Here is a 25198-nt window from a genome sequence, read left to right as displayed (position 1 = left end):
CCGTAGACTAGCGTTCTCCGCTCAGGGGGACACCGTGCGGGCAAGACGCAGAGCGAAACTGGCGGCGGCGACGGACCGTACAGCACGCAGTCTGCGGTCGCTGGAACGTACCGCGTCGACCAGCCGCGTCCTGAACCTGCTGGCCATCGCGGCCCAGAGCGGCGGCCGGCCGGACTGGGCGGAACGGCCCCTGTTCCGCAATCGCGTCCTGAACGCGTCGATGATTCTCAAGCACCGCCTGAGACCCGACGAGACCTACGTCTTCGACGACTACCGGACGTCGGCGACCAAGATCATCATCCCGTTCGAACGGAGCGATCTGGCCCTTGGCGGACAGTCGTTCTTCATCGGCCAGCGGGGCTGGATGGACCTGCTTCGCGAGGCCTGCGCGGACGGCCGCGCCCTCGACCACGACGTGGCCGTTCTGCGGATGATGGACAGCCTGCCGTCGCTCGATCCGTTCCTGCTTCGCGAACACCTGCGGCGACACAACCACCATGTCGCGCCCTGCTACTTCGCCATATCGCCGGCTGACCTGGAAGCCATGCACGGCTATGTCGCCATGCAGGTCGAGGAACTGGTCAAACTGGCCTGCCAGAATCCAGGGCAGGGCAACGTAACCGGTCGACTGGTCGAAGCCCTTCTGTCGACCGACATCGACGAACGTCTGGAACCGTTGCGCGTGACCTTCATGCTCGAAGGCCATGACTTCAGCGAGGGGGTCTTCAGCTGGAAGGGCTTCCTCTACTACAAATGGATGCTCACGGTGCTCCAGCCGCAGCTGGCGTCCGTGGCGCGTGAAATCGGCACCTTGATCGTGTCCGGTCCGCGCGATCTGGAAACCGGCCAGTACATCGAGGCCGCCCGCGAGCGGCTGAAGCGGGCGATCCTCGGCCAGCGGGCGGAGATCGACAGGGCGCTGGCCGCCTACGACCGGGCGTTCGACGGCCTGACCCAGCGCGGTGATCCGGGCGCCTTCCGGCGCTTTCTGCTCGACGCTCCCCGACAGTTCATGTCGCTCGGCGAAAAGGTCGGCCAGGTTTCCCATATCGCCAGCTTCTGGCGCTACCGCTTCCCGTCCAATCGACCGGCGGTGGTCATGGTCGATGAGGCCATCGACATCTTCCAGGACTTCGAAGGCGGCCTTTGCGAAAGCCTCGCGATCTAACTAGCGTCAAGCCGATCTTTACCGGTTCACGCCAATGTGGGGCTTCGAAACGAGGTTAGCGGAGCCCGACTTGTTCAACGCCGATGAAAAGCTGCACCAGCGACTGGCCCCGCATCTGCAGCGGGTGCTGATCGTTGATCCGCAGCAGGCGGCGACAAAGCTGCTCGGCGATCTGCTCCGTTCGATCGCTTCAACGCAGCTGGTGACCGCCCAGACCGACCAGAAGGCCTTTCAGCTGGCCGGGATGTTCGATCCGCAGATCATCTTCATGGAGCATTCGGGCCAGAACCTCGACGGGGCGAAGCTGGCGCGGGCGATCCGTCGCAGTGAATTTGCCTGTCGCAAGGCCCCGATCATCATGGTCACCGGCGAGGCTACGGCCGGGGCGATCCTGGGCGCGCGCGACGCCGGCGTGCATGAGTTCCTGCGCAAGCCGTTCACCATCAAGGACCTGCTGCGACGCCTCGAGGCGGTCGCGCTCAAGCCGCGAGACTGGGTCGAGGCCGTTCAATACGTCGGGCCCGACCGTCGGCGGTTCAACTCGGGCGACTACGCCGGCCCCCGCAAGCGGAAGTCCGACGCGCGCAAGACGCCGGATCAGGCCCGCCTCGTCCAGGCCCTGAAGATCGTCAGGGCCGCCGCCGGCGCGCTGGACAGCGACTGGCCGCAGGCCCGCCGGGCGTTGCTGGCCCAGGCCGCCGACATCCAGAAGGTGGCCGTGTCGGTCAATGACATGACGATGATGACGGCCGCTGCGGCGCTCAGCCGTCAGCTGACGGACGAGGGCGCGATCGATCGCACCGCGCTGAACGGGGCCATCGGCAGCCTGCTGGTGTTCATGCCCCCGGAAGAGCGCGACAACCAGAAGGCCGCCTGATCAGGCCTCGACGAGGTTCCGCTCAAGGGCGGCCGCGCGCATCGTCTTCTGCAGCTTTTCGAACGCCCGGACCTCGATCTGGCGAACGCGCTCGCGGCTGACGCCATACTCCGCGGCCAGTTCTTCCAGCGTGGTCGGATCATCCTTCAGACGCCGCTGGGTCAGGATGTGACGCTCGCGGTCCGACAGCTCGGCCATGGCTTCCTGCAGCAGGTCCATGCGCAGGCTGCTTTCCTCGGCCTCGGCGACCTGGGTCTCCTGGCTGACGGCGTTGTCGTCGGCCAGCCAGTCCTGCCACTCGCTTTCGCCGTCGGCGCGCATCGGCGCGTTCAGCGAGGCGTCGCCGCCGGACAGACGGCGGTTCATCGAGATGACCTCGTCGTCCAGCACGCCCAGGCGGGTCGCGATTGTCTTCACATGCTCGGGGTGCAGATCGCCTTCCTCGAAGGCGCTGATCTCGGCCTTGGCCTTGCGCAGGTTGAAGAACAGCTTCTTCTGCGCCGCCGTGGTGCCCATCTTCACGAGCGACCAGCTGCGCAGGATGTATTCCTGGATCGAGGCGCGGATCCACCACATGGCGTAGGTGGCCAGGCGGAAGCCCTTCTCAGGCTCGAACTTCTTGACGGCCTGCATCAGGCCGACGTTGCCTTCGGAGATCACTTCCCCGATCGGCAGGCCGTAGCCGCGGTAGCCCATGGCGATCTTGGCCACGAGGCGCAGGTGGCTGGTGACGAGACGGTGGGCCGCTTCGGAGTCCTGGTGTTCCTTCCAGGCCTTGGCGAGCATGAACTCCTCGTCGCGGGCGAGCATGGGGAACTTGCGAATGTCGGTCAGATAGCGCGAGAGGCCGCCATCGGGCGTCATCACGGCGAGAGACGTTGTGGCCATTGTGCAGTCCCCTTTTCACTCGGGTGCGTGGCCGACAACCGTGGTCCCGCGCCCCCCTAACCTCCGAGATAGGAAGCCGTTCCGGCCGTTTGAAGGCCAGTGACCGATTTGTAATCCCTGACTGTGGCGCTCGGGTATCGAGATTGTGTCTGTGGGTTGTCAGAAAAAATCCACGACGGGTCGGGAGCGGATGTCCCGTGATTGTCCCGGCCTTATCGGTCCCGGGAGTCTCGTGTCGCGGCGCCCTCTCCCAGCGGGAGAGGGAGGGACCCGGCGCGCAGCGACGGGAGGGTGAGGGATTACGACGCGGCCGGCATTCTCCGTAAACCCTCATCCGTCGGGCTCCGCCCGACACCTTCTCCCTCAGGGAGAAGGAAGTCGTCCCAGACCTTCTTCCAGCGCCAGCATGTCCTGAGGGAGAGGCGTTTCGAACCGCAGAAGCTCGCCGGTGATCGGGTGAACGAAGCCCAGCACGGCGGCGTGCAGAGCCTGGCGCGTCAGGCCGGCGGCGGCCATGGCGGCCCGGACCGCCGGGGCCGGTGGGCCGGAGCCATAGGTCGGATCGCCGAGGCAGGGCGCGCCCTTGCTCGCAAGATGCACGCGGATCTGGTGTGTGCGGCCGGTCTCCAGCCGGCAGGACACCCGCGCGGCCAGCGGTTTGGCCTGCGGGCCAAAGGTCGCTGCAACCTGGTAGTGGGTGATCGCTTCACGACCGCCCGTCTTCAGGATGGCCATCTTCTTGCGATCGTGCTGGCTGCGGCCCAGTTGCGTCGTGATCGTCCCCTTCGAGGGGCTCGGCGCGCCGCGGGTGAGGGCGATGTACAGCCGGTCGATGTCATGGGTGGCGAACAGGGCCGACAGTCCCTGATGCGCCGCATCGGTTTTCGCCGCGACCATCACCCCGCTGGTGTCCTTGTCCAGGCGGTGGACGATGCCCGGCCGGGCGACTCCGCCGATGCCCGACAGGCTGGCCCCGCAGTGATGCAGCAGCGCGTTGACCAGGGTGCCGCCCGGCGTGCCGGGGCCGGGATGAGCAGCCATGCCCGCCGGCTTGTCGACGACGATCAGATGCTCGTCCTCGAACAGCACCGTCAGCGGAATCGCTTCGGGAAGCGGCTCCGCCGCGACGGGGGCCGGGACCTGCAGGCTGTAGTCACCCGCCGCGGCCTTCGACGAGGGGTCGGTCAGGACCTTGCCGCCCAGACTGATCCGACCAGCGGCCATCAGGGCCTGGATGCGGCCCCGCGACAGCTCGCCCGCGCGGTCCGCCAGGACCTTGTCCAGCCGCCCGCCGGCGTCCTCCGGCGCGACCGTGATCAGCCGCTCCTCGTCGGACCCGGCGTCGACCTCTTCGTCGTCAGTCAGCCCCCCGGTCAGCGTCACGCCTTGCCGGTCGCCTTCTCTTCGTGGCCCGTGATCGAGCCTTCCTTGAACAGGTATTCGCGCAGGTTCTTGTCGACCTCGGGATCGCTGCGGCGCAGCCACTCGAGCGCCATCGAGGCATGCTCCAGCTCCTCGGCGGCATTGTGCAGCAGGATCTTTTTCAGCTCCTCGTCCTCGCAGTCGTCGGCCCGCTGGCGATACCAGTCCACCGCTTCGAGTTCCTCGATCAACGAGGTGATGGCGTAGTGCTGCAGCAGGGTCTTCTGGCTCAGCTTCTCACGGGGGACGTGAAGGCCTTCACTCGACATTGGGGGACTCCGGTTTGGCGGTGGATCGATCGCCAACCCATAACAGGTCAACGCTCGCCCGTGCATCCGCAGATACGGGTTCGGACGGCGACCAGATGTGGCGGGACGGACTGGACGGGCCGGGTCAGCCGTCGCACTGTCCCGGTCAAACAGACAACCACCGGGGGATACGACCATGGCCATCAACAGACGCGGCTTGCTGGCGATGCTCGGCGCGGGCGCCGGGGTCGCGGCCAGCCCGGCGGAAGCGACCAAACTGGCCTCGGCGACCTACCATCACGGTGTCGCCAGCGGCGACCCACTGCAGGACCGGGTCGTCTTCTGGACGCGGGTGACCACGCCCAACACCCTGCCCATGACCGGAAAGCTGCTGATCGGAACAACCGCCGACCTAAAGGGCGCCCGCGCCGTGGCGGTCACCGCGACATCGGACCGGGACTGGACGGTCAAGGCGGATGTCGACGGGCTGAAGCCCGCGACCGACTACTATTATCGCTTCGATTTCGATGGGCATCTGTCGCCGGTCGGTCGCGCCCGCACCCTGCCGGCCGGGCCGACGAAGGACGTGGTTCTGGCCGTCGCTTCCTGCTCGCTCTATCCGAACGGATACTTCAACGCCTATGGCGCGATCGCCGAACTCGACCGGGTCGACGCGGTCGTGCACCTCGGCGACTACATCTACGAATATGGCGGTCCGGGCTCTTACGGCGACGAGCCGGGTCGCGGCTTTGACCGGCCCCATGACCCGCCGCACGAATGCCTGACGTTGACGGACTACCGGCGGCGTCACGCCCAGTACAAGTCCGACCCGCAGCTGCAGGCGGCCCACGCGAAAGCTCCGTGGATCGTCGTCTGGGATGATCATGAGGTCTGCAACGACACCTGGAAAGGCGGCGGGGAGAACCACAACCCCGACAAGGGCGAGGGCGATTTCTCGACCCGCAAGGCCGCCGCGCTGAAGGCCTACTACGAGTGGCTGCCGATCCGCGAGCCGGAGTCGGGCCGGACCCTCGAGATGATCAACCGGTCGTTCCACTTCGGCGACCTGGCGTCGCTGATGATGGTCGAAACACGTCTGACCGCGCGGTCCCAACAGCTGCGCTACGCCGAGGATCTGCCGATCGTTGACGGCAAGCCTGACGCGGCGGCCTTCAAGACCAAATGGCTCGATCCGGAGCGTCGTCTCATGGGCCCCGACCAGCTGGCCTGGCTGGCTGGCGAGCTGAAGGGCTCGGTCGCGGCCGGCCGGACCTGGCAGGTGCTGGGCAACCAGATCGTCATGGCGCGGGTGGCCAGCCCGGACTTCCGCAGTCAGATGGGCGACGCGAAATTCGGCGAGATGGTCGCCGGCCTGCCCGAGGAATACCGCAAGCCCGTGGCCCAGCTGTCGGCGCTCGGCGCCTTCGGCCTGCCCTACAATCTAGACGCCTGGGACGGGTATCCGGTCGACCGGGAACGCGTGCTGGGCGCCTGCAAGGCGGCGGGCGCGCATCCGCTGGTGCTGGCCGGCGACAGCCACGCCTACTGGGCCAACGAGCTGCACGACGCGGGCGGCGCACTGGTTGCCGCCGAATTCGGCACGACCGGCGTGACCAGCCCCGGCGCTGGCGACGTCATCAAGGGCGTGCCGCTGAATCAGGGCTTCGAGGAGAAGAACGCCGAGGTCGTGTTCACCGACCACAGCGCCAAGGGCTACATCCTGCTGACCCTGACGAAAGCCGAGGCAAAGGCGGAATTCATGGCGGTGTCGACCATCCAGTCGGAGACCTACACCGCGGCGGCGATGCGCACGTTTACGGTAACGCCCGTGGCCGGCGGCGGGGTGAGCGGGCTGAAAGCGGGGTAGGGTTCCAACGCCGTTCATCCCGGCGCACCCAAACCCGTCATCGTCGGGACAAGCCCGACGATGACGGGCGAAATTGGGTGAGAGCGCGCTACCCCCGCTCCTCCAGCGTCCCGTCCTGCATCGCGACACGATAGAAACAGGACCGGAAGCCCACGTGGCAGGCTCCACCGTCTCCGCGAGGGCGGACTTTGATCAGGACCGCATCCTGGTCGCAGTCGACGCGCAGTTCGACGACGTCCTGTAACTGGCCGCTGGTCTCGCCCTTCTTCCAGAGAGCGTTGCGCGAACGGCTGAAATAGTGCGCCAGTCCGGTATCGAGGGTCAGTTTGAGCGCTTCCGCATTCATCCACGCCAGCATCAGCATCTCGCCGGTGTCGGCGTGCTGGGCCACGGCGGCGACAAGGCCGGCGGCGTCGAAACGGGGGGCCAGAACCGGCCCGCGCTCAAGCGCGGCGGTGTCAGGGGCGGTTGGGAAAAGGGGCTCGGTCATGACCGCATATGGCGCCGCTGTTCCCGATCGGGCCAGCCCCTTATGAGCCTGAACGACCGGATCAAGGGCATGGTGATCGCCCTCGACCGCCGTTGCCGGCCCTGGGCCGGTCGGTCGCGGTGGCATGGCTGGGCCTACGAATTCCTGCTGTTTGGCCTGAAACAGGGCTGGGCCTGCCTGTTCGGAGGGCTGATGCTGGCCTTGCTGGTGGGCTCAAGGTTGCTGTGGCCGGAGGGCGCCGCCCTGCACCGCTACGATTTCCTCGTCGTCGCCGCGCTCGCCATCCAGCTGGCCCTGCTGGCCCTGAAGATGGAACATCCGGACGAGGCGCTGGTGATCCTCGTCTTCCACATCGTCGGCACGGTGATGGAGCTGTTCAAGACCGCGCAAGGCTCATGGATCTATCCCGAGGCCAGTCTGATCCGCATCGGCGGCGTGCCGCTCTTCTCCGGCTTCATGTACGCCTGCGTCGGCAGCTACATCGCCCGGGCCTGGCGGCTGTTCGACATCCGCTTCGAGCACTATCCGCCGGTCTGGACGACCTGGGTGCTGGCGGTGGCGGCCTATCTCAACTTCTTCAGCCACCACTACATGCAGGACCTGCGCTGGCCGCTGTTCGTACTGTCGGCGGCGTTGTTCGGCCGGACATGGATCCGGTTCACGCCGGACCTGACCGCCCGGCGGATGCCGATGCTGGCGGGATTCCTGCTGGTCGCCTTTTTTATCTGGATCGCCGAGAACCTGGGCACCCTGGCCGATGGCTGGAGCTATCCGTCACAGCGGGCCGGCTGGCACATGGTCTCACTGGCCAAGATGGGCAGCTGGTATCTGCTGATGCTGCTCAGCTTCGTGCTTGTGTCGGCCGTGCGGACGCCCCGCGACGCCGACGACGCGCCGAGGCGCGTGGTGGCCGGTCTGGACTAGAGGGGACATGTACCGAAGGTACGTGTCCCCTAACCCCGCGGCTCGATTGGGGGACACGTACCTGCGGTACATGTCCCCGTGCTTCCTAGCCCCGGTTGACGAAGTCCAGGAAGCGCTGGCGCAGCGTCGCGTCGGTCTTGAACACGCCGCGGAACTGGGTGGTGATGGTCGTCACGTGGCGGTGGTGCACGCCGCGGGTGGTCATGCACTGGTGCGCGGCATCGATCAGCACCGCGACGCCGGCCGGCTTCAGGCTGTCGCAGATCGCGTCGGCGATCTGCTGGGTCATGGTTTCCTGGGTCTGCAGGCGACGGGCGAAGATCTCGACCACGCGGGCGATCTTGCTGATGCCGACGACGCGGTTGGTCGGCATGTAGGCCACGTAGGCCTTGCCGAGGAACGGCGCCATGTGGTGCTCGCAGTGGCTCTCCACCTCGATCTCGCGCAGCATGACGATGTCGTCGTAGCCCTGCACGTCCTCGAAGGTGCGGCTGAGCTCCTTCGCCGGGTCGGCGGCATAGCCTTCGAACCATTCGGCGTAGGCGTCGACGACGCGCTTGGGCGTGTCGATCACGCCTTCCCGGCGGGGGTCGTCGCCGGACCACGCGATCAGCGTCCGGACGGCGTCCATCGCCTCTTCGCGCGACGGGCGCTTGGCGGGTTCAAGATCAAGACCGGCATCGCCGATCAGGGTTCGCTCGCGGCTCATGGCGTCCATTTCGAGAGGATCTTCCCGGGGCTGAGTTGCGCCAGGGCGCCTGTCGCCCCGGAATGACGCGTGCCACCCCATTCACAACGCGAGCAGCCGTGGCTTCGCTCGCGCCTGAAAGCTATATGGGGCTCACCGGCGAACCGGCAAGTTCTTACCCAACGTCAGACGGACATGACCCTGAAGCTCTATGACACCATGGCCCGCGAAAAGCGGCCCTTCGTTCCCGCCGATCCCCAGCGGGTGACGATGTATGTCTGTGGACCGACGGTCTATGGCTACGCCCACATCGGCAACGCCCGGCCCGTGGTCGTGTTCGACGTGCTGTTCCGGCTGCTGCGCGAGCTCTATGGCGAGCATCACGTGGTCTACGCCCGCAACGTCACCGACGTGGATGACAAGATCAACCAGAAGGCCATCGACGAGGGCGTCGATATCCGGGTGATCACCGACCGCTATCTGGCGGCCTATGAGGAAGACATGGGCGCGCTGGGCGCGCTGCCGCCGACGCTGCAGCCACGCGCGACCGAGAATATCGACGCCATGCTGGCGCAGATCGGCGCGCTGATCGAGCGCGGCAGCGCCTACGCCGCCGAGGGCCATGTGCTGTTCGACACCCAGAGCTTCGCAGACTACGGCAAGCTGTCGGGCAGGCCGATGGACGACATGGTCCAGGTCGCCCGGGTCGATCCGGCGCCCTACAAGCGTCACCCGGCCGATTTCGTGCTGTGGAAGCCGTCCAAGCCGGGCGAGCCGGAATGGGCCTCGCCCTGGGGCGCCGGTCGGCCGGGCTGGCACATCGAGTGCTCCGCGATGATCGAGGCCGTGCTCGGTCTGCCGATCGACATTCACGGCGGCGGCATCGATCTGCAGTTCCCGCACCATGAGAACGAGCTGGCCCAGGGGCGCTGCGCCCACGGCATCCCGGTCTACGCCAACTACTGGATGCACAACGGCTTCCTCGACATGGCCGGCGAGAAGATGAGCAAGAGCCTCGGCAACGTCATCATCCCGCACGATCTGCTGAAGACCGTGCCGGGCGAGGTGCTGCGCTGGGCCCTGCTGGCGGCCCACTATCGCCAGCCGCTGGACTGGACCGGCGAGTTGATCGAGCAGAGCCGCAAGGCGCTCGACCGGCTCTATGGCGCGCTGCAGCGGGTCAAGGGGCTGGACGTCGAGGTGCGCGATCCGCCGGCGGCCTTCATCGAGGCCCTCTCGGATGATCTGAACACGCCCAAGGCCTATGCCGAGTTGTTCGCCCTGGCCAAGACGCTGGAAACGGCCCACGGCGACGGCAAGGCGGCGGCGAAGGCCGACCTGCTGGCGGCCGCCAACCTGCTGGGCTTCCTGAAGGCCGATCCGGATGTCTGGTTCGCCGGCGGGGCGGATGAGGATCTCAAGACCAAGGTCGAGGCTCTGCTGGAAGCCCGCGTGGAGGCCCGCGCGGACAAGAACTGGGCCGAGGCGGACCGCATCCGTGGCGAGATCGACGCGCTGGGCGTGATCGTCATGGATTCCCCGACTGGGGCCACCTGGCGGTTGAAGGAGCCGACCTAAAAACCCCTCCTCCTCGATGGAGGAGGGGCAGGGGTGGAGGTGTGGCCGCTGTCGTTGGGCGAGGGGCGCTATTGGGCTCGATGCCTCCCGCGCCTTTCCCGCAACACCCTGCATTCACCCCCATTCCCGACCCTTCCCCCATCGAGGGGGAAGGGGGCAGTATGAGAAACCTGACCACCACGGCCCCGGAACGGAAATGGCAGTAAAACTTGAACGCCGCATAGGCATCCAGGCCCCCGACGAGATCGTCTGGGAGATCCTGTCGGACATTCCCGGCTGGGCGAGCTGGGCGCCGATGTATCCGAGGGCCGAGGGCGAGATCCGCATCGGCAACCGCTGGACGGTGGATATCCGGCTGCCGGGCGAAGCCGTGCGCACCATCAATCCGGTGATCCTCGACTGGGCGCCCTACGACCATATCCACTGGCGACTGGACACCATGCGTGGCTGGGTGCGGACGGTGCGCTACCTGGAAATCGAGAAGATGGGGCCGGAGAATGTGATCTTCTCCAACGGCGAGATCTACGACGGCCTGTTGGGGTCCTGGACGGCCCGTCGCCAGCGCCGGCAGATCGTCGAGGCGTTCGAGACCATGAACGAGGTGCTCAAGCACCGATGCGAAGCCTTGTGGAAGAGCAGAAAATAGATCCGCTCATCCCCGCGAAAGCGAGGGCCCAGGCTTTTTCAGAGCTTCGGCTCACGGTTCAGGCAAGGATGCCGCCTGACCCGACAGGTGAGCTGCTGGGTCAAAAACACCTGGGCCCTCGCTTTCGCGAGGATGAGCGGTAGTTATGTATGCGTCATGATCGATGACCTCTACAGCGCCCGTATCCTGACCCTGGCGGCCAACATGCCGCACGCGGGGCGGCTGGCTGTGCCGCAGGGCTCGGCGGAAAAGGTCGCCAAGCTGTGCGGCAGCAGGATCGTCGTCGACGTGGCCCTGGACGGGGACGGCCGGGTCGCGGACTTCGCCCAGGATGTCCAGGCCTGCGCCCTTGGCCAGGCTTCGGCGGCGGTCCTCGGCGCCAACGTCATCGGCGCGGGACTTGACGAAATCTCAACCGCGCGCGATCAGCTTGCCGCGATGTTGAAGTCCGGCGGCCCCGCGCCGACCGGACGGTTTGAGGATCTGGCCGTGCTGGCGCCCGTGAAGGACTATCCTGCCCGACATGCCTCGACGCTTCTGGCGTTCGAGGCCGCGGTCGCGGCTGTCCGTCAGGCCGGCACACGAACTAGCGGCGCCGACGCGGCTTGATCGCGCGCGCTGGCGCGTCGATAAGCGCCGGGACTCGTTCACCCACCCTCGTGTCGGCATGACCCTCTACGAACGCAGCGTTACGCTGGCGCACCGCGCCTACAAGCTGACGCTGTCCCCGTTGATCGGACGCCAGTGCCGCTTCCTGCCGACCTGTTCGGACTATGCGCGCGAGGCCCTGATCACGCATGGACCCGTTCGCGGCGGCTGGCTCGCCACGAAGCGTCTGTGCAGCTGCCATCCCTGGGGCCGCTCCGGATACGATCCGGTGCCGCCGCGAAAGTGTGAACCGCTATGATCGACCTGATCTTCCCCGACGGCTCCGTCCGTCAGTATCCGCAAGGCTCCAGCGGCCGTGACGTGGCCACGGCCATCTCGCCCTCGCTGGCCAAACGCACGCTGCTGGTCCGTCTCGACGGCCAGCTGCTCGACTTCGACCGCCCGCTGCCCGGCGGCGGCAAGGTCGAGTTCGTCGACCGCAATGACCCCGACGCGCTCGACACCATCCGCCACGACACGGCCCACGTGCTGGCCGAGGCCGTGCAGGAGCTGTTTCCCGGCACGCAGGTGACGATCGGCCCGAACGTCGAGGACGGCTTCTATTACGACTTCGCCCGCGACGAGCCGTTCAGCACGGACGACTTCGCGGCCATCGAAAAGCGCATGGCCGAGATCGTCGACCGCGACGAGAAGATCGTCCGCGAAGTGTGGGAGCGCGACAAGGCGATCGCCCACTTCAAGGCCATCGGCGAGCAGTACAAGGCCGAGATCATCGAGGGCATCCCGGCCGATCAGGACGTGACGCTCTATCGTCAGGGCAACTGGGCCGACCTTTGCCGCGGGCCGCACCTGCCGTCGACGAAGCACGTCGGCAAGGCGTTCAAGCTGACGAAGCTGGCCGGCGCCTACTGGCGCGGCGACCAGAACAACGCCCAGCTGCAGCGGATCTACGGCACGGCCTGGGCCACGCCGGAGGACCTCGCCGCCTATCTGCAACGGGTTGAGGAAGCCGAGAAGCGCGACCACCGCAAGCTGGGCCGGTCCATGGACCTCTTCCATATGCAGGAAGAGGGCCGGGGCATGGTCTTCTGGCACCCCAAGGGCTGGCAGCTGTGGCGCACGCTCGAAGCCTACATGCGTCGCCGTCTCGACGCGGCCGGCTACATCGAGGTCAAGACGCCCCAGGTGCTCGACAAGACGTTCTGGGAGAACTCCGGCCACTGGGACAAGTACCGTCCCAACATGTTCGTCTGCGAGACGGTCGAGGGCGAGATCCTGTCGCTCAAGCCGATGAACTGCCCGGGCCACGTGCAGATCTGGAATGTCGGCCAGCGCTCCTACAAGGAACTGCCGATGCGCATGGCCGAGTTCGGGGCCTGCCACCGCTATGAGCCGTCCGGCGCCCTGCACGGGCTGATGCGGGTGCGCGCCTTCACGCAGGACGACGCCCACATCTTCTGTCGCGAGGACCAGATCGTCGAGGAGACGGAGCGCTTCATCCGCCTGACGCGGATGATTCACGCCGACTTCGACATGAACACCAAGTACATCGCCCTGGCGACGCGGCCTGAAATCCGCGCCGGCTCGGACGAGTTCTGGGATCGTGCCGAGGGCATGCTCGCCGAGGCCGCCAAACAGGCGGGCGTCGAGCCGGTGATCGCCGAGGGCGACGGGGCTTTTTATGCTCCGAAGCTCGACTTCATCGTGCAGGACGCCATCGGCCGCGAATGGACGTGCGGCACGTTGCAGCTGGACTACGTCCTGCCTGAACGCCTGGGCGCCGAGTACATCGCCGAGGACGGCTCCAAGCAGCGGCCGGTGATGCTGCATCGGGCGATCCTCGGCTCGCTGGAGCGGTTCATCGGCATCATGATCGAGAACTACGCCGGTCGTTTCCCGATGTGGCTGGCGCCGGTCCAGGCCGTGGTCACGACCATCGTCTCGGAGGCCGACGACTACGCTAAGGAGGTCACGGCGAAGTTCCGCGCCGCCGGCCTGCGGGTCGAGGTCGATCTGCGCAACGAGAAGGTCGGCTACAAGATCCGCGAGCACAGCGTCGCCAAGGTGCCGACCATCGCCGTGGTCGGCCGCAAGGAGGCCGAGGAGGGAACGGTCGCCATCCGCCGGCTGGGCTCGCAGGACCAGGCGGTGGTCTCGGTCGAGGAGGCGATCCGCCTGCTGACCGAGGAAGCGACGCCGCCGGATCTGCGCGGCTAGCCTCACCTGTCGTCCCGGCCGGCCCGAAGGGTCGAGCCGGGACCCAGATCAAAGGTCGGCCGAATCCGGGTCCCGGATAGCCGCTGCGCGGCTTCCGGGATGACGATTTGGGTTGACGCTGACTCACGACGCGCCACGCTGTCAGCTGCGGGTCCGCAGAGAGTCGCGCGGGGAGGGGACCAACCCCGGATGCCCAGTTTCACCACCGTCGACGGCGTTTCGATCGCCTACGATGACACCGGCCCGGCCGGGTCGCCGCCGCTGCTGCTGATCCACGGCTTTTCGTCGAACCGGCAGGAGGCCTGGAAGCGCACCGGTTGGTACGCCGCCATCGCCCAGCGCGGACAGCGGCTGGTCGCGCTGGACCTGCGCGGCCACGGCGAGAGCGGCAAGCCGCATGACCCGGCCGCCTATGGCCGCGATATTCTGCTCGGCGACATCACCGGCCTCCTCGATCATCTGGGCGTCGAATGGGCCAATGTGTTCGGCTATTCGATGGGCGCCCGGCTGTCGCTGTCGCTGGCGATCCACGAGCGGGAACGGGTCGGCTACCTGATCCTGGGCGGCGTCGGCGGCGCGTTCTTCGACCCGCCGCCCCCGGGCGAGCCGATGGCCGTGGCCATGGAGGCCGACAGCGCTGACAGCATTGCCGAGCCGATGCTGAAGAGCTTTCGCCATTTCGCCGACGAACAAGGCGAGGACCGGCTGGCCCTGGCCGCCTTCACCCGCGGTCGTGGCGACGCGGCGACACGGGACGATGTCCGGACCATTTCCGCGCCGACGCTGGTCGTGGCCGGGTCACGCGATGACCTGGCCGGCGATCCGCATGGCCTGTCCGATCTGATCGCGGGCGGCAAGGCCGTGTCGCTGGCGGGATGCGACCACTTCAACGCCATCCCGCACGGGCTTCTCAAGGCGACCGTGTTCGATTTTCTGGACGGCTACCTGGACGACCCGCTGCGTTAGCCCACACCGCCGTCATCCTCGCCCTTGTGGCGAGGACCCCTCTCGACGTGTTTCGAACGGCGCTAGCTGGAGATCTGTATGTACGGCTGAGCAAGGGGTCCTCGGGACAAGCCCGAGGATGACGGTCGTGGGTGAGCTTTACCGCCCCATCAGATACGGCCCGCCCTTGTCGAGCGCCGCCTGCCACGCCGGCCGGGCGTGGATGCGGGCGATCCAGGCGGCCATGTTCGGATAGCTGTCGAGCTTGCCGAACGCCTTCAGCACCTCTGGGACAAAGCTCATCTGGGCGTCCGCGCCGGTCGGGCCGTCGCCGATCAGCCAGTCGCGGCCGTCGAGCGCGCCCTCGATGAAGCTCATGTGGTTGGCGATCTCGCTCTCGATGCGCGGATGCAGCGGCGCGCCGGCTTCGCCGAGCCGCATGACGTACATGCTCAGCATCAGGGGCAGCATGGCGCTGCCCTCGGCGTAGTGCAGCCACTGCAGGTAGGCCTCGTGATCGGTCGTGCCGGGCGTTGGGGCCATCCGGCCGCCGCCGTGCCTGCGGATGATGTAGTCGATGATCGCGCCCGACTCGATGACCGTCTGGTCGCCATCGGTGATCACCGGCGACTTGCCGAGCGGATGGACGGCCTTCAGTTCAGGCGGCGCCAGGCGGGTCGTCGCGTCGCGGCTGTAGAACTTGATCTCGTAGGGCGCGCCCAGCTCCTCCAGCAGCCAGAGGATGCGCTGTGAGCGCGATTCATTGAGATGGTGAACAGTCAGCACGGCGATTCCCCGGGAAAAGTCTGGTTGAACGGCAACATAGGCCTCGCCTTGGGCGTGGCAAATTCTACCTGTGCCGAGGTCAGATTGTGTGCGCTTGCGAAATGCATATAGTGCGCCGCAACAAAATCCGGGGAGAAAGCACCCATGAGCGCCGCCGCCGTCGAAACCACGACCGACTCCCTGGTCATCCCGGGTCTGACCGCCCTGCTGCAGCAGGCGGCCGACGCCGCCGGCGCCTTCGTGGCCGATGCCAAGGGCGACGTGAAGGCGCGGGTTTCGACTGGCGGCAAGATCGACCGCGTGCTGGCGGACGTCGAGCAACACGCCGTGCACGGCTTCGGCTGGTACGCCAGCTACGCCGAGCTGCTGAACCAGGTCGCCGGCTGGGCCGCCCGCCTGGAGGCCGAGGGCGCCTTCGGCGAAACCGAGGCCCTGCTCGCCCAGCTGCTGTTCGCCGAATACTGCACCCAGCTGGTCGGCGGTATCCCGATGAATCAGGGCGAGATGATCCGCCCCGCCGACCTGACCGCCAGCCGCGATGTCATGAACCGGCTGTTCGCCCCTGCCCTGGTCCAGCTGATGACCCAGGGCGGCGGTCAGGCCGTCAAGACCCGCCTGGCCGACCTGGTGGCCGCCGCCCGCGGCAAGCCGACCGTCGAGAAGACCGGTCTGGACGAAACCTTCGAGATGATCCGCGACCAGTTCCACGCCTTCGCCGAGGAGAAAGTCGTTCCCTTCGCCCACGGCTGGCACCTGCGCGACGAACTGATCCCGATGGCGCTGGTCAAGGAACTCGGCGACCTCGGCGTGTTCGGCCTGACCATCCCCGAGGAATTCGATGGCGCGGGCATGGGCAAGACCGCCATGTGCGTGGTGTCAGAAGAGCTCAGCCGCGCCTGGATCGGCGTCGGATCGCTGGCCACCCGCTCGGAGATCGCCGCCGAGTTGATCCTGACCGGCGGCACCCCGGAACAGAAGGCCGAGTGGCTGCCCAAGATCGCCAGCGCTGAGATCCTGCCGACGGCCGTGTTCACCGAGCCCAATACCGGTTCCGACCTGGGCAGCCTGCGCACGCGCGGCGTCCGTGACGGGGACCAGTATGTGGTCACCGGCAACAAGACCTGGATCACCCACGCGGCCCGCGCCGATGTCATGACCCTGCTGGTCCGCACCGATCCGAACACCACCGACTATCGCGGCCTGTCGATGTTGCTGGCCCCCAAGCTGCGCGGCGACGACGCCAACCCCTTCCCGACCGACGGCATGAGCGGCGGCGAGATCGGCGTGATCGGCTATCGCGGGATGAAGGAATACGAGATCGGCTTCGACGGCTTCACCGTGCCGGCGGCCAATCTGCTGGGCGGCGTCGAGGGCCAGGGCTTCAAGCAGCTGATGGCGACCTTCGAGAGCGCCCGCATCCAGACCGCCGCCCGCGCCGTCGGCGTGGCCCAGCGGGCGCTGGAACTCGGGCTCAACTACGCCCTCGACCGCAAGCAGTTCGGCGGGCCGATCTTCGGCTTCCCGCGCGTGTCGAACAAGCTGGCCATGATGGCCTGCGAGATCATGGCCGTGCGCCAGCTGACCTATTTCGCCGCCCGCCAGAAGGACGAGGGCAAGCGCTGCGACCTCGAGGCCGGCATGGCCAAGCTGATCGCCGCCCGGGTCGCCTGGGCCGCCGCCGACAACGCGCTGCAGATCCATGGCGGTAACGGTTTCGCGATGGAATACGAGATCAGCCGCGTGCTGGCCGACGCCCGCATCCTCAACATCTTCGAAGGCGCCGGCGAGATCCAGGCGCAGGTCATCGCCCGGCGGCTTCTGGAAGACGGGAACTGAGACCACGGGGACACGTACCTGCGGTACATGTCCCCGCGGCTCAGGGCCGCAGACCTTCGAAGATCAGCGCCACCTGCCGCTCCATTAGCTCGGTCATCCGCACCGCGTCGGCGCCCTTCTGGGCCGCGAGGCGGTAGTTCCAGGCGTAGGCGGCCATCAGGGTGTCCAGCACCAGGTCGTGGTCACAGTCCGGTCGGACTTCGCCGCGCGTCACGCCATCAACGATGATGTCGATCAGCATGCCCTTGAACCGCGCGTTGCGACCGAACGGGACCGTTGAGGCGTCGAGCGACGGACTGAACGAGGCCGCGACATGGGCGAGGAACAATTTCACCCGCCGGCATTCGAAATCGTAGTGGATAGCGAACACCGAGCTGATGCGGTCGACCACGGAGCCGCGCAGGTGGCGTATCACGCGGTCCAGCTCGGCGTAGAGGGCGTCGACCCGGTCATCCATGACCTGGCTGAGCACGTCGGCTTTTGAGGCGAATGTCGTGAAAACGCTGCCGACCGAGACGCCCGCCCGCTCCGCGATGGCGCGGATTGTGGTCTCGTCGTAGCCGATCTCGTTGAACAGGTCGCGCGCCGCCTCGAGGACCTTTCGGCGCGTACCCTGTTTCTGCGTCTCTCGAACGCCTGCCAACCGTTCCCCCCCGGGAGTGGCGGCGTCCGAATCCGGACGCCGCTCTGAGACCGCTCTAGGCCTTCACGCCCGCCAGCACCAAATCAATCCGGTCCGCGAGCCTGTCGGTCTGGATCTCGACTGAGAGACCTTCGAAGGCCGCGGGCCGGTATCCGGCCAGATACAGGTCCCACAGAACGTCCGAGACCAGCCGCAGGTCGAACCGGCGGGTCAGTTCGCCGCGCTCAAGACCACGTTCCAGAACTTCCATGACCAGGACGCGTAGCGGGCGAAGCGATTCGCGGCGCAGCTGCTCGGCTTCCGGGGTCCGGGTCCAGGAGGCCGCGAGCGCGGCCTGGATCAGCGGCAGCTGGGCGCTGTGGGCGCGGTAGGCGGCGCTGAACATGGCCACCAGGGCTTCGCGGGCGGACGGAGCCGAGACAGCGGCGTCGCGCATCGGGTCGAACAGTGCGGCGAAGTCCTCGCTCAGGATCGCGTCGAACAGTTCGGGCTTGTCCGTGAAGCTGGCGAACACGGCGCCCGTCGACATGCCGGCGGCGCGGGCGATGTCACGGATGGTCGCGCCTTCGTAGCCGCGCTCGATAAACATCTCGCGGGCGGCCTGCAGGACCTTTTCCCGGGTCTGCTGCTTGGCCATCGCGCGGCGGGTCAGCTTCTGCGGCCGCAGCTGCGGCGCAGTCATGCGCATCGGGATATGGTTCATCGGACCGCCTCCAAACGGGCCAGCGCGGCTTCGGCGCGCTTTTCGAATTCTCCGCAGTACTCATCGACGACCTTCTGCAGGACGTCGGCGTAGCGCCGCGCGAGCTCCCGGCCGTCCTGCGCGGCGTCGCGCAGGTCCATGATCAACTGCCGAACCTCGGCAATGGTTTCATCTCGGTCCGCGCCAGGGACGGCGGCGGCGACTTGGGGCAGGCCCATGACTTCTCCGTCTCGTCCTCCCCGTTATGGATGAAAGCTCGCGACCCACGGTGAGGAGTTGATCGCGTTCATTGAACATGCTCATTGAGCAGTGGGGTGCGGCGTCTATAGCGAACACTGATACTCGTCAAACACAAATTTCGTGGCGAGAATCAGGTCGATCAGCGCAAGGGCAGGGGTAATCCCGTTCCGTGAACGCAAGAATGCGACACATTCGCCCAATGAACGTATTCGTCGAAAGCGGGCTGCGGCGGATTGTCACCGCCCCTGTGGCCGGAGCCCCTCGCGCGCGCTAGGTTGCGGGACATGGACAAGCTCTTCGATATTCTGATCCCCGTGTCGCTGGCCGCCGTGCTCGGCGCCCTGCTGTTCGGTCTCTATGCCCTGTTCAGGGGCGGGGACTTCGGGCGGTCCTACTCAAACAAGCTCATGCGGTTGCGCGTACTGCTGCAGTTCATCGCCATTCTGGTCCTGGTCGCCGCCCTGTGGTGGCGCAAGAGCCACGCGGTCTAGCGGCTTGGTCACGCTCAACCGCATCTACACCCGCACGGGCGACGACGGCGTCACCCGGCTGGCGACCGGCGAGCCGGCGCGCAAGGACAGCCTGCGGGTCGAGGCCTACGGCGGCGTGGACGAGACCAACGCCTGCCTCGGTCTGGTGCGGCTGCACACCGCCGCGGACGCGGTGCTCGATCCGATCCTGGGGCGAATCCAGAACGACCTTTTCGACCTTGGCGCCGATCTGGCCACGCCCGATCGCGGCAAACCTGTCGAATGGGAGCCGCTGCGCATCCTGCAGTCCCAGGTCGACCGTCTGGAAACCGAGATCGACCGGCTGAACGAGGAGCTGTCGGACCTCACCTCGTTCGTACTGCCGGGCGGGACGCCGGCTGCTGCGGCGCTGCACCAGGCGCGCACCGTCTGCCGCCGGGCCGAGCGCACCTGTGTCGCGCTGGCAGGCCAGCCCGACGAGCCGGTCAGCGCCGCGGCGATCAAATACCTGAACCGGCTGTCGGATCTGCTGTTTGTCGCCGGCCGCTGGGCCAACGACAAGGGCGCGGGGGATGTGCTCTGGGTCCCGGGCGGAAGCCGGTAGGCAGCCGCGCTACGGCGTCTCTGCGTGGTTCGGCACGGCGGCGCGCCTACTTCTTTGCGGGGGTATCCGCCTTGGCCGCCGGAGCCCGAGCGTCAGCCGCCGGCGAGCTGTCCGGCGCCGGATAGCCTTCGCGTTCGTGAACCGCCTCCCTTGCGGCCTGCCGCTCCGACCATTCCTTGCGGCTCATGCCGGCCGGGCGGCCGGTGATGCTGGGAATGTAGATCGGCGAGGCGCAGATGCGGCTCTTGCGATCCCACCAGCCTTCCCGGTCGTCGCACTTCTGGGCCGGCCAGACGTAGAAGATCTGGTAGCCCCAGATCGCCACCGCGCCGATGGCGAAGAGGATCAGGAACAGGATCTTCAGGCGATTGATCGTCGGGTTCATGGGAGGCCGTCTATACGAACAGGCTGGCGACGGCAATTTTCCGGCCTAGCTTGACCCTGACGGAAACTTGCATTGCGCGGCGGAGTCGTTATCAGCCTTCCCCGCGCAAAATTTTTCGCAACGCAACAAACACGGGCGGACAAACCCATGAAGGTGCTGGTCCCGGTCAAACGGGTTATCGATTATAACGTGAAGGCTCGGGTGAAGCCCGACCAGTCGGGCGTCGACCTGGCGAACGTCAAGATGTCCATGAATCCCTTCTGCGAGATCGCGGTCGAAGAGGCCGTCCGTCTCAAGGAAAAGGGCGTCGCCACCGAGGTCATCGCCGTCTCCGTCGGCCCGACCCAGGCGCAGGAAACCATCCGTACGGCTCTGGCCATGGGCGCCGATCGCGGCATCCTGATCCAGTCGGACGTCGATGTTGAGCCGCTGGCCGTCGCCAAGCTCCTCGCCGCCGTGGCGAAGGAAGAAGGCGCGGACGTGGTGCTGATGGGCAAGCAGGCCATCGACGGCGACAACAACGCCGTCGGCCAGATGCTCTCGCAGATCCTCGGCTGGCCGCAGGCGACGTTCGCCTCCAAGGTCGAGATCGCCGGCGGCAAAGCCACCGTGACCCGTGAAGTCGACGGCGGCCTGCAGGTTCTCGAAGTCGCGCTGCCGGCGGTGATCACCGCCGACCTGCGTCTCAACGAGCCGCGCTATGCTTCGCTGCCGAACATCATGAAGGCGAAGAAGAAGGAAATCGCGGTCAAGGCGACCGGCGACTACGGCGTCGACGTCGCGCCGCGCCTGAAGGTCCTGAAGGTCACCGAGCCCGCCAAGCGCTCGGCCGGCATCAAGGTCGAAACCGCTGCCGATCTGGTGAGCAAGCTGAAGACTGAAGCGGGGGTCCTCTGATGGCCGTTCTCGTCGTCGCCGATAACGACAACGCGCACCTGCGCGACACTACCCACAAGACCGTCACCGCCGCCCTGCAGATGTCGGGCGACGTCGACGTTCTGGTCCTGGGCCAGGGCGCTGACGCCGTGGCCGCCACCGCCGCCAAGATCGCCGGCGTGCGCAAGGTCATCCTCGCCGAGGGCGCGGACGTGGGTCACGGGCTGGCGGAAGCCATCTCTGACACGATCGCCGGCCTGATGGGCGGCTATGACGCGCTGCTGGTCCCGGCCACCTCGGCCGGCAAGAACTTCGCCCCCCGCGTGGCGGCCAAGCTCGACGCCTCGCCGATCTCTGACGTCATCGAAGTGGTCAGCGCTGACACCTTCGTCCGGCCGATCTACGCCGGCAACGCGCTGGAAACGGTCCAGACTTCGGACGCCAAGAAGGTCCTGACGGTTCGCCCGACGGCCTTCAAGGCCGCCGCTGAAGGCGGTTCAGCCTCGGTCGAGAAGACCGCCGCCGCCGCCGGTTCCGGCGCGAAGTTCGTCTCCGAAGAGATGGTCAAGTCGGACCGCCCGGAACTGACGGCCGCCAAGATCGTCGTCTCCGGCGGTCGCGCCATGGGTTCGGCCGAAGAGTTCCAGCGGGTCATCGAGCCGCTGGCCGACAAGCTTGGCGCCGCTGTCGGCGCCTCGCGGGCCGCGGTCGACGCCGGCTACGCGCCGAACGACTACCAGGTCGGCCAGACCGGCAAGGTCGTCGCCCCGGCGCTGTACATCGCCATCGGCATCTCGGGCGCCATCCAGCACCTGGCCGGCATGAAGGACTCCAAGGTGATCGTCGCGATCAACAAGGACGCCGACGCGCCGATCTTCCAGGTCGCCGACTACGGCCTGGTCGCCGACTACAAGACCGCCGTGCCGGAGCTGATGGCCGCGCTGGGCTGATGGCCCCGCTCAGGGCCTGAAACGACGAAGGCCCGGAGCGCGTGCTCCGGGCCTTTTCGCTGGCCGCTATATGTCGAACATATCTTCGTTCAGATCCCTGGCGCTATGCAGGATGCGTTCGACGCGGATCAGGTCCGCATTGACTGAATAGAAGATCAGGTAGCGACCGTGCACCGCGCGGCGAATGCCCGGTTGCAGCTGCGGCTGAAGTTCGTATCCCAACGGCGCATCGGAGATCTTCTCACAGGTCGCCCGGACTTCGGCGATGAAGCGGACTGCGCGTCGTGGACTATCGCGAGCGATGAAGTCTGCGATTTCCTCCAGGTCCTCTTCTGACCGCGGAGAAAACACCACCTTCATTTGGTCAGATCCGCCATGGCGGCGTACTTGGCCGTGAGGCGTGCGAACACCGCGTCGGCGGATTGGTCCGGGCCGCTTTCCATACCTTCCCGGATCAGGCCGCGAAGTTCTTCGATTTCCATCCCCGTGAGCCGACGCTTGATCTTCCAGTCGCGCAGCGCATCGCGAATGACTTCGCTGACCGTGGCGTACTCGCCCGATTCAACGGCCTCGCGGACACCGTCGACCATTTCCGAGGGCAGGGCCACGCTGATCTTGTCGACTTTGGCCATGTCCGCCTCCAGCAAAATTGGTAGCACTTCTTCCTACCATTGAGACCGCTTGATGCGAAGCGCAAAAGCCCGGCGCTCGCGCGTCGGCCTTCGTGCTCCATCAGAAGGCCCGCCCCGGGCTGTCACCGGGCGGCGGCCGAGGCTCCGGCCGCCGTGCCGCCCAGGGCAAAGGTCACGCTGCGCCCGCGCAACTCCTCGGGCGGCGCGGTCAGCTTCAGACCACGAAGGGCGCGGCGGGCTGCGTCGTCGTACTCGGGGGAGCCGCTCGAGTGCACGATCCGCAGATTGTAGGTGCGGGGCTCGGTGGTGGCGTTCAGCTTCACGACGATGCTGCGACCTGCGTCCGGCGCATCATCGGCGGCCAGGCGGGCTTCCAGCGAAGCGCGGGCGTCGGTCAGCCATTGGTCGCCGGCGGGCGAGGCATGGGCGATGGTCAGTGTCGCAACGGACAGCAGGGCGCCGGCCGCGAGCGCGATAGGCTCGGTCTTCATGGTCTTGTCTCTCGGGTTTCGGTTGGGAGGAAGCGGCGTCGCAACAGGAATTTGGGCGTCCCGGGCGCTTGTTACGAACGATACCTTTTGCTCGGGCTTGTGAGGTCCGCTAACAACGCTGCATGAGCCGTCTGCCGCCGTTCATCGCTCTTCGCGCCCTTGAGGCGGCCGCGCGTCACCGCAGCTACAGCCGCGCCGCCGATGAACTGGCGGTGACCCACGGCGCCGTTAGCCAGCAGATACGGCGCCTGGAGGAGACATTCGGGACCCGCCTGTTCATTCGTCGCGGAAACCTCATGGAGCCGACCCCGGCCGCCGCCGCGCTGGCCGCCAGGGTGGCCGAGGCCGTCGGCATCCTGCATGACGGGGTCGCGACCCTGACCGATGACGCCTGCTGCGGTCCCCTGGTGCTGAGCACCGTGCCGGCGTTCGCGGGGCGGTGGCTCGCACCGCGCCTCGGCCGCCTGCCTCCGGCCGTGGGCGATATCCAGATGCAGGTCGACGCCCGTATGGCCAATCTGGTCTCCGACGGCGTCGACGCCGCGCTTCGCATGGGCGTCGGGCCCTGGCCGGACCTGTCCTCGGCGCCGCTGTTTCCTGAGACCCTGTTCCCCGTCTGCAGTCCGGACTTTCTGGCGCGGCATGCGATCCGCGACCCTGCGGATCTGCGCCGGGTTCCGCTGCTGCGCCACACGGTCTGGCGGTGGAGTCTGTGGTTCCAGCTCATGCGGCTTGAGGCCCCCGAGGAGGCAGGTGGTCTGATCTTCGACGACTCGGCCCTGCTGATCGAGGCCGCGACACAGGGGCTGGGCGTCGCGCTGGCCCGCGGGGGGCTGGTGAAAGAGGACCTGTTGTCCGGCCGCCTCGTCCGCCCCGTCGCCGGCGAGGTCGGGATCGAGGGCGGCTATCATTTCGTCTGGCGGGCGGACAGCGCCAAGCTGCCGCGCATTCTGGCGCTGCGGGACTGGCTTCTGGCCGAGGCCGCGGCGCTCAACGCGCCGGCCTGACCCGCTGTTGCGCTGCATCGCAGCAAAGGCCTTGGCGGCTGTTAGGACTCTCGTGCTAGAAAGCCGCCACAAGAGTTGCGGCGTGGACCTCCCCAAAAGTCACCGCGCCGCCGTCAAGGGCGAAACTTCATGGCGGTTATCAGGTCGGTCGGCGTCATCGGCGCGGGCCAGATGGGATCGGGCATCGCGCACGTCAGCGCGCTCGCCGGTTACGACGTCTTCCTCAATGACCTGGACAGCGACCGGATTACCGCCGGGCTAAACCAGATCGAACACAACATGGCCCGCCAGGTCGGCCGCGGGCTGATCGACGATGCAGCCATGAAAGCGGCGCTCGCCCGCATCAAGCCGGCTTCGATCGAAGCGGTGGCGGGCGCGGACATCGCTATCGAGGCGGCGACCGAGAACGAAGAGACCAAGAAGGCCATCTTCCGCTCGCTGCTGCCGCACCTGGGCCCCAACACTCTGCTGGCGTCGAACACCTCGTCGATCTCGATCACGCGACTGGCCTCGACGACCGACCGGCCCGAGCGGTTCATCGGCCTGCATTTCATGAACCCCGTCCCGCTGATGAAGCTGGTCGAGGTGATCCGCGGCATCGCCACCGACATCGCCACCTACGAGACGGCTGTGACCTTCGCCCAGTCGCTGGGCAAGACGACGACCAACGCCGAGGACTTCCCCGCCTTCATCGTCAACCGCGTTCTGGTGCCGATGATCAATGAGGCGATCTACACGCTGTACGAGGGCGTCGGGACCGTCGACTCGATCGATACGGCGATGAAGCTGGGCGCCAACCATCCGATGGGCCCGCTTGAGCTGGGCGACTTCATCGGCCTCGACACGGTGCTGTCGATCATGAACGTGCTGCACGAGGGCCTGGCGGACAGCAAGTACCGCCCCTGCCCGTTGCTGGTGAAGTACGTCGAGGCCGGCTGGCTGGGCAAGAAGGTCGGTCGCGGCTTCTACGACTACCGCGGCGACGTGCCGGTTCCGACGCGCTAGAGC

General features: G+C 66.9%; 30 protein-coding genes. 17 read left to right on the top strand and 13 right to left on the bottom strand.

Annotated features, from left to right (window positions below):
• Positions 1-34 precede the first annotated feature (34 nt).
• Both ACODSL_RS08350 and ACODSL_RS08345 read left to right on the top strand, forming a co-directional pair.
• Positions 35-1168, top strand: coding sequence for a hypothetical protein (locus ACODSL_RS08350; protein WP_488900203.1), 1134 nt, complete (start codon positions 35-37; stop codon positions 1166-1168).
• A gap of 70 nt (positions 1169-1238) precedes the next feature.
• Positions 1239-2045, top strand: a complete 807-nt coding sequence (locus ACODSL_RS08345) for a response regulator (RefSeq protein ID WP_488900202.1) — start codon at positions 1239-1241, stop codon at positions 2043-2045.
• On the opposite strand, the gene rpoH is transcribed toward ACODSL_RS08345, so the two are convergent.
• From rpoH to ACODSL_RS08330, 3 genes are all read right to left on the bottom strand, one after another.
• Positions 2046-2933, bottom strand: a complete 888-nt coding sequence (gene rpoH, locus ACODSL_RS08340; RefSeq protein WP_488900201.1) for an RNA polymerase sigma factor RpoH — start codon at positions 2931-2933, stop codon at positions 2046-2048.
• A gap of 363 nt (positions 2934-3296) precedes the next feature.
• The gene (locus tag ACODSL_RS08335) at positions 3297-4316 is read right to left on the bottom strand and encodes an RluA family pseudouridine synthase (protein ID WP_488900200.1); all 1020 of its coding nucleotides are present in this window, start codon (positions 4314-4316) and stop codon (positions 3297-3299) included.
• A complete protein-coding gene (locus ACODSL_RS08330) occupies positions 4313-4624 on the bottom strand; it encodes a ferritin family protein (protein WP_488900199.1) in 312 nt (103 codons plus the stop codon). Before ACODSL_RS08330 ends, ACODSL_RS08335 begins: the two co-directional genes overlap by 4 nt.
• 175 nt (positions 4625-4799) lie before the next feature.
• Here ACODSL_RS08330 and ACODSL_RS08325 point away from each other — a divergent pair, with 175 nt between their 5' ends.
• Positions 4800-6470, top strand: coding sequence for an alkaline phosphatase D family protein (locus ACODSL_RS08325; protein WP_488900198.1), 1671 nt, complete (start codon positions 4800-4802; stop codon positions 6468-6470).
• An 88-nt stretch (positions 6471-6558) separates the two neighbouring features.
• Here ACODSL_RS08325 and hisI read toward each other — a convergent pair whose 3' ends face one another.
• Positions 6559-6960, bottom strand: coding sequence for a phosphoribosyl-AMP cyclohydrolase (gene hisI, locus ACODSL_RS08320; protein ID WP_488900197.1), 402 nt, complete (start codon positions 6958-6960; stop codon positions 6559-6561).
• A gap of 42 nt (positions 6961-7002) precedes the next feature.
• On the opposite strand from hisI, the gene ACODSL_RS08315 reads away from it, so the two are divergent.
• Entirely contained in the window at positions 7003-7884 is an 882-nt protein-coding gene (locus tag ACODSL_RS08315; RefSeq protein ID WP_488900196.1) for a DUF817 domain-containing protein, read from the top strand.
• An 85-nt stretch (positions 7885-7969) separates the two neighbouring features.
• Here the strand turns inward: ACODSL_RS08315 and folE are convergent, their stop codons facing one another.
• On the bottom strand, positions 7970-8602 hold the full coding sequence (gene folE, locus ACODSL_RS08310) for a GTP cyclohydrolase I FolE (protein ID WP_488900195.1): 633 nt from the start codon (positions 8600-8602) through the stop codon (positions 7970-7972).
• Positions 8603-8767: 165 nt separating this feature from the next.
• Between folE and cysS the strand changes: the two genes are divergently transcribed.
• The 6 genes from cysS to ACODSL_RS08280 all read left to right on the top strand — a co-directional run bounded on the left by cysS (position 8768) and on the right by ACODSL_RS08280 (position 14588).
• Positions 8768-10150, top strand: a complete 1383-nt coding sequence (gene cysS / locus ACODSL_RS08305; protein ID WP_488900194.1) for a cysteine--tRNA ligase — start codon at positions 8768-8770, stop codon at positions 10148-10150.
• A 196-nt stretch (positions 10151-10346) separates the two neighbouring features.
• Positions 10347-10796, top strand: a complete 450-nt coding sequence (locus ACODSL_RS08300) for an SRPBCC family protein (RefSeq protein WP_488900193.1) — start codon at positions 10347-10349, stop codon at positions 10794-10796.
• 156 nt (positions 10797-10952) lie between these two features.
• Positions 10953-11405, top strand: coding sequence for an iron-sulfur cluster assembly scaffold protein (locus ACODSL_RS08295; protein WP_488900192.1), 453 nt, complete (start codon positions 10953-10955; stop codon positions 11403-11405).
• Positions 11406-11463: 58 nt separating this feature from the next.
• Positions 11464-11703, top strand: a complete 240-nt coding sequence (yidD, locus tag ACODSL_RS08290) for a membrane protein insertion efficiency factor YidD (protein WP_488900191.1) — start codon at positions 11464-11466, stop codon at positions 11701-11703.
• Complete coding sequence (gene thrS / locus ACODSL_RS08285) at positions 11700-13622, top strand: threonine--tRNA ligase (RefSeq protein WP_488900190.1); 1923 nt, start codon at positions 11700-11702, stop codon at positions 13620-13622. Before yidD ends, thrS begins: the two co-directional genes overlap by 4 nt.
• 189 nt (positions 13623-13811) lie before the next feature.
• Entirely contained in the window at positions 13812-14588 is a 777-nt protein-coding gene (locus tag ACODSL_RS08280) for an alpha/beta fold hydrolase (RefSeq protein WP_488900189.1), read from the top strand.
• A 138-nt stretch (positions 14589-14726) separates the two neighbouring features.
• On the opposite strand, the gene ACODSL_RS08275 is transcribed toward ACODSL_RS08280, so the two are convergent.
• The gene (locus ACODSL_RS08275; protein WP_488900188.1) at positions 14727-15353 is read right to left on the bottom strand and encodes a glutathione S-transferase family protein; all 627 of its coding nucleotides are present in this window, start codon (positions 15351-15353) and stop codon (positions 14727-14729) included.
• A gap of 144 nt (positions 15354-15497) precedes the next feature.
• Between ACODSL_RS08275 and ACODSL_RS08270 the strand changes: the two genes are divergently transcribed.
• Positions 15498-17189 (top strand): acyl-CoA dehydrogenase family protein, encoded by a 1692-nt coding sequence (locus ACODSL_RS08270; RefSeq protein WP_488900187.1) that lies wholly within the window; start codon positions 15498-15500, stop codon positions 17187-17189.
• Positions 17190-17229: 40 nt separating this feature from the next.
• Here ACODSL_RS08270 and ACODSL_RS08265 read toward each other — a convergent pair whose 3' ends face one another.
• The 3 genes from ACODSL_RS08265 to ACODSL_RS08255 are packed head-to-tail and all read right to left on the bottom strand — an operon-like array spanning position 17230 to position 18753.
• The gene (locus ACODSL_RS08265; protein WP_488900186.1) at positions 17230-17832 is read right to left on the bottom strand and encodes a TetR/AcrR family transcriptional regulator; all 603 of its coding nucleotides are present in this window, start codon (positions 17830-17832) and stop codon (positions 17230-17232) included.
• 55 nt (positions 17833-17887) lie between these two features.
• Positions 17888-18535, bottom strand: a complete 648-nt coding sequence (locus ACODSL_RS08260; protein ID WP_488900185.1) for a TetR/AcrR family transcriptional regulator — start codon at positions 18533-18535, stop codon at positions 17888-17890.
• The gene (locus ACODSL_RS08255; protein WP_488900184.1) at positions 18532-18753 is read right to left on the bottom strand and encodes a hypothetical protein; all 222 of its coding nucleotides are present in this window, start codon (positions 18751-18753) and stop codon (positions 18532-18534) included. Before ACODSL_RS08255 ends, ACODSL_RS08260 begins: the two co-directional genes overlap by 4 nt.
• 306 nt (positions 18754-19059) lie before the next feature.
• Here ACODSL_RS08255 and ACODSL_RS08250 point away from each other — a divergent pair, with 306 nt between their 5' ends.
• Positions 19060-19266, top strand: coding sequence for a twin transmembrane helix small protein (locus ACODSL_RS08250; RefSeq protein WP_488900183.1), 207 nt, complete (start codon positions 19060-19062; stop codon positions 19264-19266).
• A gap of 4 nt (positions 19267-19270) precedes the next feature.
• Positions 19271-19849 (top strand): cob(I)yrinic acid a,c-diamide adenosyltransferase, encoded by a 579-nt coding sequence (locus tag ACODSL_RS08245; RefSeq protein ID WP_488900182.1) that lies wholly within the window; start codon positions 19271-19273, stop codon positions 19847-19849.
• A 46-nt stretch (positions 19850-19895) separates the two neighbouring features.
• On the opposite strand, the gene ACODSL_RS08240 is transcribed toward ACODSL_RS08245, so the two are convergent.
• On the bottom strand, positions 19896-20234 hold the full coding sequence (locus tag ACODSL_RS08240; RefSeq protein ID WP_488900181.1) for a hypothetical protein: 339 nt from the start codon (positions 20232-20234) through the stop codon (positions 19896-19898).
• Positions 20235-20381: 147 nt separating this feature from the next.
• Between ACODSL_RS08240 and ACODSL_RS08235 the strand changes: the two genes are divergently transcribed.
• Positions 20382-21131, top strand: a complete 750-nt coding sequence (locus ACODSL_RS08235; protein WP_488900180.1) for an electron transfer flavoprotein subunit beta/FixA family protein — start codon at positions 20382-20384, stop codon at positions 21129-21131.
• Entirely contained in the window at positions 21131-22060 is a 930-nt protein-coding gene (locus ACODSL_RS08230) for an electron transfer flavoprotein subunit alpha/FixB family protein (protein ID WP_488900179.1), read from the top strand. Before ACODSL_RS08235 ends, ACODSL_RS08230 begins: the two co-directional genes overlap by 1 nt.
• A 66-nt stretch (positions 22061-22126) precedes the next feature.
• On the opposite strand, the gene ACODSL_RS08225 is transcribed toward ACODSL_RS08230, so the two are convergent.
• From ACODSL_RS08225 to ACODSL_RS08215, 3 genes are all read right to left on the bottom strand, one after another.
• Complete coding sequence (locus ACODSL_RS08225) at positions 22127-22420, bottom strand: type II toxin-antitoxin system RelE/ParE family toxin (protein ID WP_488900178.1); 294 nt, start codon at positions 22418-22420, stop codon at positions 22127-22129.
• Positions 22417-22692, bottom strand: coding sequence for a type II toxin-antitoxin system ParD family antitoxin (locus tag ACODSL_RS08220; RefSeq protein ID WP_488900177.1), 276 nt, complete (start codon positions 22690-22692; stop codon positions 22417-22419). The genes ACODSL_RS08225 and ACODSL_RS08220 overlap by 4 nt, the downstream gene beginning before the upstream one ends.
• A 122-nt stretch (positions 22693-22814) precedes the next feature.
• A complete protein-coding gene (locus ACODSL_RS08215) occupies positions 22815-23183 on the bottom strand; it encodes a TonB C-terminal domain-containing protein (protein ID WP_488900176.1) in 369 nt (122 codons plus the stop codon).
• A 122-nt stretch (positions 23184-23305) separates the two neighbouring features.
• Here ACODSL_RS08215 and ACODSL_RS08210 point away from each other — a divergent pair, with 122 nt between their 5' ends.
• Entirely contained in the window at positions 23306-24190 is an 885-nt protein-coding gene (locus ACODSL_RS08210; protein ID WP_488900175.1) for a LysR substrate-binding domain-containing protein, read from the top strand.
• 129 nt (positions 24191-24319) lie between these two features.
• The gene (locus ACODSL_RS08205) at positions 24320-25195 is read left to right on the top strand and encodes a 3-hydroxybutyryl-CoA dehydrogenase (RefSeq protein ID WP_488900174.1); all 876 of its coding nucleotides are present in this window, start codon (positions 24320-24322) and stop codon (positions 25193-25195) included.
• The last annotated feature ends 3 nt before the right edge of the window (positions 25196-25198 follow it).

It is taken from the genome of Caulobacter sp. FG121 (genome assembly GCF_057809815.1).
This window is presented reverse-complemented; position numbering and strand designations above follow the sequence as displayed.